The organism is Streptomyces sp. NPDC004667, from assembly GCF_040609475.1.
In the GTDB taxonomy this organism is placed as follows: Bacteria; Actinomycetota; Actinomycetes; order Streptomycetales; family Streptomycetaceae; genus Streptomyces.
The window spans coordinates 1-8,552 of the sequence record NZ_JBEXKC010000155.1 but is presented as its reverse complement, the minus strand read 5'-3'; the positions used below and the strand labels follow the sequence as shown (position 1 = coordinate 8,552).

10 protein-coding genes are annotated in these 8,552 nt (G+C 71.9%); 9 read left to right on the top strand and 1 reads right to left on the bottom strand.

Annotation, left to right across the window (positions count from 1 at the left end; translation table 11 throughout):
• Positions 1-221: 221 nt before the first annotated feature.
• From ABZW32_RS37840 to ABZW32_RS37820, 5 genes are all read left to right on the top strand, one after another.
• Positions 222-512 (top strand): DUF4287 domain-containing protein, encoded by a 291-nt coding sequence (locus ABZW32_RS37840; protein ID WP_356225171.1) that lies wholly within the window; start codon positions 222-224, stop codon positions 510-512.
• 90 nt (positions 513-602) lie between these two features.
• Complete coding sequence (locus ABZW32_RS37835; protein ID WP_356225169.1) at positions 603-1,013, top strand: VOC family protein; 411 nt, start codon at positions 603-605, stop codon at positions 1,011-1,013.
• A 32-nt stretch (positions 1,014-1,045) separates the two neighbouring features.
• Positions 1,046-1,552, top strand: coding sequence for an AraC family transcriptional regulator (locus ABZW32_RS37830; protein ID WP_356225167.1), 507 nt, complete (start codon positions 1,046-1,048; stop codon positions 1,550-1,552).
• Between the two features lie 154 nt (positions 1,553-1,706).
• On the top strand, positions 1,707-1,931 hold the full coding sequence (locus ABZW32_RS37825) for a hypothetical protein (protein ID WP_356225165.1): 225 nt from the start codon (positions 1,707-1,709) through the stop codon (positions 1,929-1,931).
• Positions 1,932-2,228: 297 nt separating this feature from the next.
• Entirely contained in the window at positions 2,229-4,067 is a 1,839-nt protein-coding gene (locus ABZW32_RS37820) for an Ig-like domain-containing protein (RefSeq protein WP_356225163.1), read from the top strand.
• Between the two features lie 200 nt (positions 4,068-4,267).
• Here ABZW32_RS37820 and ABZW32_RS37815 read toward each other — a convergent pair whose 3' ends face one another.
• On the bottom strand, positions 4,268-4,987 hold the full coding sequence (locus ABZW32_RS37815) for a TetR/AcrR family transcriptional regulator C-terminal domain-containing protein (protein WP_356225161.1): 720 nt from the start codon (positions 4,985-4,987) through the stop codon (positions 4,268-4,270).
• 133 nt (positions 4,988-5,120) lie between these two features.
• On the opposite strand from ABZW32_RS37815, the gene ABZW32_RS37810 reads away from it, so the two are divergent.
• From ABZW32_RS37810 to ABZW32_RS37795, 4 genes are all read left to right on the top strand, one after another.
• Complete coding sequence (locus ABZW32_RS37810; protein WP_356225159.1) at positions 5,121-6,254, top strand: NAD(P)/FAD-dependent oxidoreductase; 1,134 nt, start codon at positions 5,121-5,123, stop codon at positions 6,252-6,254.
• Positions 6,255-6,491: 237 nt separating this feature from the next.
• Complete coding sequence (locus ABZW32_RS37805; protein ID WP_356225157.1) at positions 6,492-7,163, top strand: DUF4097 family beta strand repeat-containing protein; 672 nt, start codon at positions 6,492-6,494, stop codon at positions 7,161-7,163.
• Between the two features lie 120 nt (positions 7,164-7,283).
• Positions 7,284-8,126 (top strand): hypothetical protein, encoded by an 843-nt coding sequence (locus tag ABZW32_RS37800; RefSeq protein WP_356225155.1) that lies wholly within the window; start codon positions 7,284-7,286, stop codon positions 8,124-8,126.
• Positions 8,127-8,158: 32 nt separating this feature from the next.
• Positions 8,159-8,425 (top strand): DotH/IcmK family type IV secretion protein, encoded by a 267-nt coding sequence (locus ABZW32_RS37795; RefSeq protein WP_356225153.1) that lies wholly within the window; start codon positions 8,159-8,161, stop codon positions 8,423-8,425.
• Positions 8,426-8,552: the final 127 nt, after the last annotated feature.

Genomic DNA, 8,552 nt, shown 5'->3' with positions numbered 1-8,552 from the left:
AGGGTCCCCACCACCGTGGCGCCGACCGCCACGGCCGCGACCGCGCACACCAGCGCCTTCCGCCCACGCACCACCACGTTCCCGCCCCCCACCGGCGCTCCGTCGAGCCGCCTTCCCCCCACCCTAGGTACCGCCGAAAATCCATCGCCCACCGACCGATGAGTTTCGCTCCCGGCCCCGGTCCACACTCCGTAACGTCCGTCCGCCCCAAGGGAGTCCCCATGTCGTTCCAGGCCTACCTCGACACCATCGAGACCAAGACGGGCCTCACGCCCCGCGCCTTCGTCGCCCTCGCCCACGAGCGCGGCTACGACGACCCGTCCACCAAGGCGGGAACGGTCCTCGCCTGGCTCAAGGAGGACTACGGCCTGGGCCGCGGCCACGGCATGGCGCTGGTCCACGTCATCAAGAACGGCCCGAAGATCGACGCCAAGCACGTCGGAAGCACCGGCGTCCACCGCGACGCCTCGGACACCCTCTGGCTGGACGGCAAGGCCACCCGCCCCGCCTGACCCCGGTCGGCCGGGGCCGCCGGCGGCCCGTGTCACGACCGGTCAGGAATCGAGAAGCACGGGCCGCCCGACCACCCCTAGCCTGACGTCATGAACCTCACCATCCACACCAGCGCCCTCCCCCACGACGACCCGGACGCCTCGCTCGCCTTCTACCGCGACGCCCTCGGCTTCGAGGTCCGCAGCGACGTCGGACAGGGCAGGATGCGCTGGATCACCGTCGGCCCCAAGGGGCAGCCCGACACGTCCATCCTCCTCGCGCCGCCCGCCGCCGACCCCGGGATCACCGAGGACGAGCGCCGCACCATCGCCGAGATGATGGCCAAGGGCACCTACGGCTGGATCCTCCTGGCCACCCCGGACCTCGACGCCGTCTTCGACAAGGTCCAGGCCTGCGACGCCGAGGTCGTCCAGGAGCCGACCGAGCAGCCCTACGGCATCCGCGACTGCGCCTTCCGCGACCCCGCGGGCAACCTGATCCGCATCCAGCAACTGCGCTGAGCCGTACGGCCCCCGACGACAGGAGTCCTCTCGTGTGCCACCCCGCATGGGGCCGTGCCCGCATCGCGGCGCAGCGCCTGAACGACCTCGCCCGGCTGCGCCGCGTACGCGACCGGATCGACCGGGAGTACGCGCGGCCGCTGGACGTCGAGGCCCTCGCCCGCGACGCGGACCTCCCCGCCGGGCACCTCGGCCGCCAGTTCCGGCTCGCGTACGGCCGGTCCCCGTACGCCTACCTCATGGCCCGCCGGGTCGAACGCGCAACGGCGCTGCTGCGCCACGGCGACCTCGGCGTCACCGAGGTCCGCTCCGCCGTCGGCTGCACCTCCGCGGGCACCTTCGGCACCCGCTTCACCGAACTGGTCGGCATGTCCCCCGACACCTACCGCCGCCTCGCCGCCGCCACCAGGGCGGGGCTCCCACGGTGCGGGGAGGAGCGCGCGGCGCCGAGAAGTCCAAGGCACGTCACGCCACCCTCGGGTTCAGCGACCCCGCGAAGCTGGACGACGGCCCCATGTGGCCGGCGGCCTTCGCCCTGACCGAGGTGACGCCCGAGGTGGAGACCCGCATCGCCGCCCTCGTCGAGCAGTCGACGAACTGACCGGCCGATCCACGACGTCCGGTCCGTCCCGCGCGGCGAGGCGCAGGCGGCGAAGCCGGTTCCCCGGCCCGCGCGGCGGGCACCTGTGGGGAATGACAGGCGTCGGCATCTTCCTCGCGGTGATCGTCTCCATATCCTTCTGGCTCCCGGCGTCGGCTTTCCTGCTGGGGCAGTGGGACACCGGATGGAGGCGTGTGGTGGCGATCCTGTTGGTGCTGGCCGTAGCGGCCGGCATCTGGGGTCTGGCCGCTCTGGTGCCGGAAGGCCGTCCCTGCGATGACTGGAGCGACCCCCGCTGCGTCTACGTCGGGCCGTGACGGGCACTCCCTCGGCCACTGGCGCGGACACCTGGCGCGACACCCGCGGTGATCCTGGTTGGGCCGGCATGTGCCTGTGCTGGAGTAGGCCGATCGGTGCTTCCGGCTACTGCGCGGTGGTGATCTTCGTGGGACGGTTCACGATGCACCGGGGCTGAAGGTCGCTCACGTGCTCGGATGGGTCGGCCTCGCTCTCGCACCGCGGTGTTGAGGCGCTGAGGGCAGGGCCGTCAGCAGTGAGCCCCCATCGAGGTGAGTGCAATCCGAGTAGATCCAAAGCGTTGGCGAACGGTGGCGGTGCTGGCCATCGCCGTAGCCATGACGTACGCCCCGGCCCTGGCGCAGGCAGTGCCGATCCAGTCCCCGGCGCGAGCCGGGGCCGCATCGTCCGCTGCCGAGGGCCCCGCAAGTGCCGCCCAACGGGCACGGCAGACACCGTGGCCGTGCAACGGCCAGATCATGGTCGTCAGCGGACCGAGCACCGTCCAGCTCTACACCGGTGCCCCGGGGGCGGGCACGGTCACCTTCTCCCCGGTGGGTTCGCCCCAACCGCTCTACAACGCGATCGGCATCGACCCGTCGACCAAAATCATGTACGGGTTGCAGGGGTCGACGCAGAACCTGATCGAGATCAACCCCGACGGATCGACCGTCACCCTCGGCGCGATCGCCGGCCTGCCCGCGCAGACGGCCCCGTACGCCGTAGGTGGGTTCGACGGCAGCGGCAACTATTGGGTGACCCAGGCCGGCAGGCCGGCGATCTACCGGATCGACGTGGCCACCGCCACACTCACCCAGACCCTCAACGTCTCCCAGACGGTGCGGGTCTCGGACCTCACCTTCGCGAACGGGTTCTTCTGGGGTGCGGAACCCGGTGGGGCCATCGTCCGGATCGATCCGGCCACGGGGACGACGACCAACTTCTCCGGCACGCTCCCCACCGCTCCCAACTACGGGGGCATGTTCACCTACGGCAACGGTGATCTCGGGTTCGTCTCCAACGCCGGCAACCTGTACCGCGTCCAGGTCGTGGACCCCGCATCGGCCACCCCCACCTTCACCCTGCTGTCCACGCAGGCTTCACCCACCGGGTTCGCGAACCTGGACGCGACCTCGTGCTTCGCCTCGGACGTCGACCTGAGGATGACGAAGACCGGGCCGACGCGCGTGGTCCCGGGCGGCGCGATCTCGTACTCCCTGACCGTGACGAACGACGGGCCGGACGCCTCGTCCGGCTACACGGTCACCGACGCCATCCCGCCCGGCCTGGAGAACGCCGCGACGACCACCCCCGGGTGTTCGGTCACGGGAGGCAGGCTGTCGTGCACCGCGGGAGCCCTGGCCAACGGCTCCAGCAACACGATCTCCCTGACCGGCACCGCCGCCGCCAGCGGCGTCACGTCGATCGCCAACACCGCCTCGGTGACAGGAAACGACCGGGACCCCAACGCTGCGAACAACCAGTTCACCACCACCACGCTCGTGGCCCCGGTCACGACTCCGGTGATCACGTCGCCCGCTGACGGCAGCGTGTTGGCTGACGCTACGCCGGTGTTTTCGGGGACTGGTGGTGCTGGGGACACTGTGACGTTGTCGGAGTCTGGTGTGACGGTGTGTTCGGCGGTTGTGGGTGCGGGTGGTCAGTGGAGTTGTACTCCGTCGGTTGCCTTGGGTGATGGCCGGCACACGGTTGTTCCGACGGCGACGGATGTGGCGGGCAATCGGACTGATGGCAGTGCGGTTTCGGTCACGATCAACGCCACCGCACCCCAGGGCCCGGTCATCACGACTCCCGCGAACGGCAGCACCATCAGCGACTGTCAGCGGAGCTGGCCGTACGGCACGGAGCGTGCGGAGCACCCGGGGTGCACGGTGTCCTTCACCGGAACCGGCGTGCCGGGCACCCGGATCACTGTCGTGGAGGGCAGGCAGGTCGTCTGCGCGGCGAGAGTGGACGCCCGCGGCAAGTGGGCGTGCAAGGCTCGCGTTGCGGGCTCCAACGGCAAGCACACCTTCGTCGCCGTTGCCAGGGATGCGCACGGCGTGACGGTTCGCAGTGAGCCGGTGACCGTGACGATCCAGTCGCGGCACCGTCCGCCCAAGGGCTGGCCTCACCAAGGTCCCCACGACGCGTGAGGTGATGGCGAACACCACAAGCTCGGACGGCAGGGGTCCCTGAACCTGCAAACCCGCTGCGGCCCGCACCTGCCAGGTGCGGGCCGCAGCCTGGTCTCACGCCCAGACGTGGCATCAAGGCGATGAGTGAGCCGGATCCCTGCGAACCGCGTCCGCAACCGGCTCAAGCGCCACTGCGCGGTCGACTTCCGCAACAGCTGCTAGACCGGAGCCGCCAGGCCGGTCAGGATGACGTCCAGGCCGGCGGCGAACATCGCGGCGGGCTCCTGGTCCGCGCCACGGGTCACGAGGTGGGCGAGGGAGGGGTACCGGCCGGTGGCGATGAGGCGCCGCAGGTAGGGGCCGGAGGCGGCCTGCCACTGGCGTTCCGTCTGGCCGCTCTCGCGTTCCACGCGCAGTTCGACGATCTCGTGGCGGACCGCGCCGAGTACGTAGCCGTTCACCGCCTGCAGGGCGCGCATCAGGGCGTTCGGGTCGTCCTCGGCGATGCCCGGGGCGCGGCGCAGGGCGGCCAGGATCGCCTCCAGGTAACCGAGGGCCGCGGGGCCGAACTGCGGGCGGCCGCCGAGGAGGTCGGCGAACCACTCGTGGCGCAGTGCCGCGCCGCGCAGGCCATGGGCGAGGTTCTGTACGCGCGCCTCCCAGTCCGCCCCGTCCCCCTCGCCCGCCTCCTCGGGTTCGGGCAGGGGGATCTCCGCGTACACCGCGTCGACCATCAGGTCGAGGAGCTCCTCCTTGGTGTCCACGTAGCGGTAGAGCCGCATGGGGCCGGCGTCCAGCGCGGCGGCGACCTTGCGCAGCGAGACCGCCGGCAGTCCGTCGCCGTCGGCCAGGCCGATCGCGGCCCGCACGATGCGGTCGCGGCTCAGCGGGCTGAGCGACGACCGTGCGGCCGGCTCGGGCCGTTCCCAGATGAGCACGGGCTCCCCTGCCTCTCCTCGGGTCCTCCGACCCCCTGTGTCGATACAGTGTATCGATATCTCGCCGATACGGTGTACCGTCGCAATACGGCGTATCGAAATCGAATCCGATCCCGACCGAGGGGGCACACCCATGTCACGCATCGCCATCATCGGAGCCGGGCCCGGCGGCCTGCTCCTGGCCCGCGTCCTCCACCTGCACGGCGTCGAGGCCGTCGTCTACGAGCGCGACGCGTCGCCGACCGCCCGCACCCAGGGCGGCATGCTCGATCTGCACGCCGACACCGGCCAGCGAGCGCTGCGCGAGGCCGGACTGGAGGCGGAGTTCCTGACCATGGCCCGGCGCGAGGGCCAGGACCACCGCCTGCTCGACCACACCGGGACGGTCCTGCTGCGGCAGGACACCCCCGACGACGCCCCGCTGGACCGCCCCGAGGTCGACCGCGCGGACCTGCGCGCGACCCTCCTCGGCTCGCTGCCCCCCGGCGCCGTCGCCTGGGACCACGCCCTGGAGCGGGCCGAGCCGCTGCCCGGGGGCCGCTACCGCCTGCACTTCTCCGGCGGCCGGACCGCCGAATGCGCCCTGCTCGTCGGGGCCGACGGCGCCCATTCCCGCGTGCGCCCCCTCGTCACCGACGCCCGGCCGACCCCGCTCGGCGCCCATGTCGTGGAACTGGGCGTCCCCGACCTCGTCCGCGCCCGGCCCGACCTCGGCGCCCGGGTGGGACGCGGCAACTACTGGGCCTTCGGCCCGGGCCGCTCGCTGTCCGCCCAGCTCAACGGCGACGGCCGGCTGCGCGTCTACCTGACCTTCCAGGGCCCCGAGGACTGGCCCGCCACCTGCGGCATCCCGTTCGACGACCCAACCCGCGCCCGGCCCCGGCTGCGGGAGCAGTTCGCCGACTGGGCGCCGGAGTTCACCGACCTGATCGACGCGTGCGACCAGACGCTCACGGTCCGCTCCCTGTCCACCCTGCCGGTCGGGCTGACCTGGGACCACGTACCGGGCGTCACCCTCCTGGGCGACGCCGCCCACCTGATGCCGCCGTCCGGCGAGGGCGCCAACGCGGCCCTGCTCGACGGAGCCGAACTGGGCCTCGCCCTCGCCGCCGACCCGCACGCCCCCGACACGGCCGCGCACCACTACGAGCGGGCCATGTTCCCCCGCGCGCAGGAGGTCGCCCGCCACTCCGCCCGCATCCACGAGATCCTGATGTCCCCCGACGCCGCGCGGCGTCTGGTGGCGATCCTCCAGCCTGCGCAATAGATCCACCACACGTCGGGTCCGTCCCCGCAGCCGTCGAGCCGCGGGGGGCCATGGCGTTCACTCTCAATCCATTGCAACGCTTCAGGTCGCTGACGTTGCATTAAACTCAGGGCCGTTGCAACGATTTCCCGCTATCTACCTGCGAAAATGCGATCAGTGCGCAACGGATATGTTGCCAACTCTATGAACGCAACGTAGCTTTCCATCATCAGAAACAACGAGGTGAAGGAAAGCATCATGCAGAAGTTCGACACCACCGCCCCGGTCTCCGTCGTCCTCGACATCCCCGCGGGACGCATCCGGCTCGTCGCCGCCGACCGGGCCGACACCACCGTCGAGGTCCGGCCCGCCGACGGCTCCAAGAGCCGCGACGTGAAGGCCGCCGAGCGGACCACGGTCGACTACGCCGACGGAGTCCTGCGCATCGGGGCCGCCGAGGCCGACAACCGGATCCTCGGCAACTCCGGATCCATCGAGCTGACCATCCAGCTCCCCGCCGGCTCCCACGTCGAGGCGAAGGCCGCCGCCGCCGAACTCCGCGCCGTCGGACGCCTCGGCGACGTGACCTTCGAAGGCGCCCAGGCCACCGTCGAACTCGACGAGAGCGCGCACACCAGCCTCACCGTCCAGGCCGGCGACATCACCGTCGGCCGCCTCACCGGCCCCGCCCGGATCAGCACCCAGAAGGGCCACCTCCACATCGTCGAGGCCCGCCGCGGCACCGTCGAACTGCGCACCGAGCACGGCGACATCACCGTCGGCGCCGCCCGTGGAACCTCCGCCACCCTCGACGCCGGCACCGCCTACGGCCGCATCCACAACTCCCTCGGCAACGCCGACGGCGCCGACGCCGTCCTCGACGTCCGGGCGACCACCTCCTACGGCGACATCACCGCCCGCAGCCTCTGACCCGCGGCCGCCCGCGCCCCGGCCGACGCGGTCGACGGGCCGGAGCGCACCGGGCCCGACCTCGGCGCGGCACGGCGGGCCTGCTCCGCCGGCGGCCGCCCGGAGGGCTACGCTCGCGCCGTGGGACAGCCCGATCAACGCGCCGAGGGCGCGGGACCCTTCACCACCCGGCTCACCTGGCACCGCCCCGAAGGGGGAACGGTGGTGTGGGAGTCGCGGGTCGCGCGCAGGCGCGGGGCACTGTCGGTCCGTGGCCCGGGAGACTCGCTCACCCTGTCCCCGGCGGCCGACGCCGAAGCCGTCGGCCGTCTGCGCAGGCTCAACGCCGTCGCCTCGGGTGCGTTCGTCATCGGCGGAGCGCTCTTCGCCCTCGGCGCCGCCGTGGCCCAGTTCGGATCGGGGGACCCGCTGGAGAGCGCCTCGATCTACTTCGCGGGCGGCCTGTTCTTCAACACCGGCGGCTACACCTCGCTCCTGCAGGTACTGAACGCGCCCCGGCACACCCACGGGGGCGGGCCACTGGTCACGGCCCGCTGGAGGTGGTGGGGGTACGAACCGATGCGCGTGGCCTGGCTGAGCGCCTTCGTGCTCTTCGTCGGGACGCTCGTGTTCGGCGTCAACCTGTTGGACTCCTTCCTGCAGGGACTCACCGTCCAGCAGACCAACCGGCTGATCTGGACGCCCGACGTGATCGGATGCCTGCTGTTCCTGGCCTCGGGGCACCTGGCGTTCGTGGAGATCTGCCACCGGGCCCGGCCGTGCCTGCGCTCGCGCAGCCTCGGCTGGTGGGTCGTCGCGGTGAACCAGTTCGGGTCGGTGCTCTTCATGGTCTCCGCACTGGCCGCCTTCACCCGGCCCGCCACAGGAAGCCTGATCAACACCGACATCGCCAACTGGGGCACGCTCACCGGCGCGTTGTGCTTCTCGATCGGCGGCGTGCTCCAGGCCTTCGAAAGACCGTAGCCGCCGGCCGGCTCCGGACGTAGGCTTCGCGGATGGCCCAACACGTCACGCTGATGAACGTCCTGGAGGGAGTGGTCCCCCGGCGGGCCGCGGCGCTCCGAGTGAGCGGTGGCCCCGCGCAGGCCTGGCTCTTCGACCGCCACGTCTACCTCCGGACGCGCCTCACCCTCGTCTTTCCGGCCTGGAGCGCGACCATGTCCTCTCCGGACGGGACGAGGGCGTACGAGATGCCGAGGTCCCCCCTCCTGCTGGGCTCCGCGGACGGGCGAACGGTCCGGCTGGAGATCGAAGGCCTCTGAGACGGCGGCCCTCGGCGGCGACACCGCCCCGCCCCGCGGGCGGGCACGGGGGATTTCGTGACGGGACCGGGACCGTGTTTCGTCACGCTCCGGCGGCGGGCGCGCCCCCCCCCGCCCCCGGCCTGGG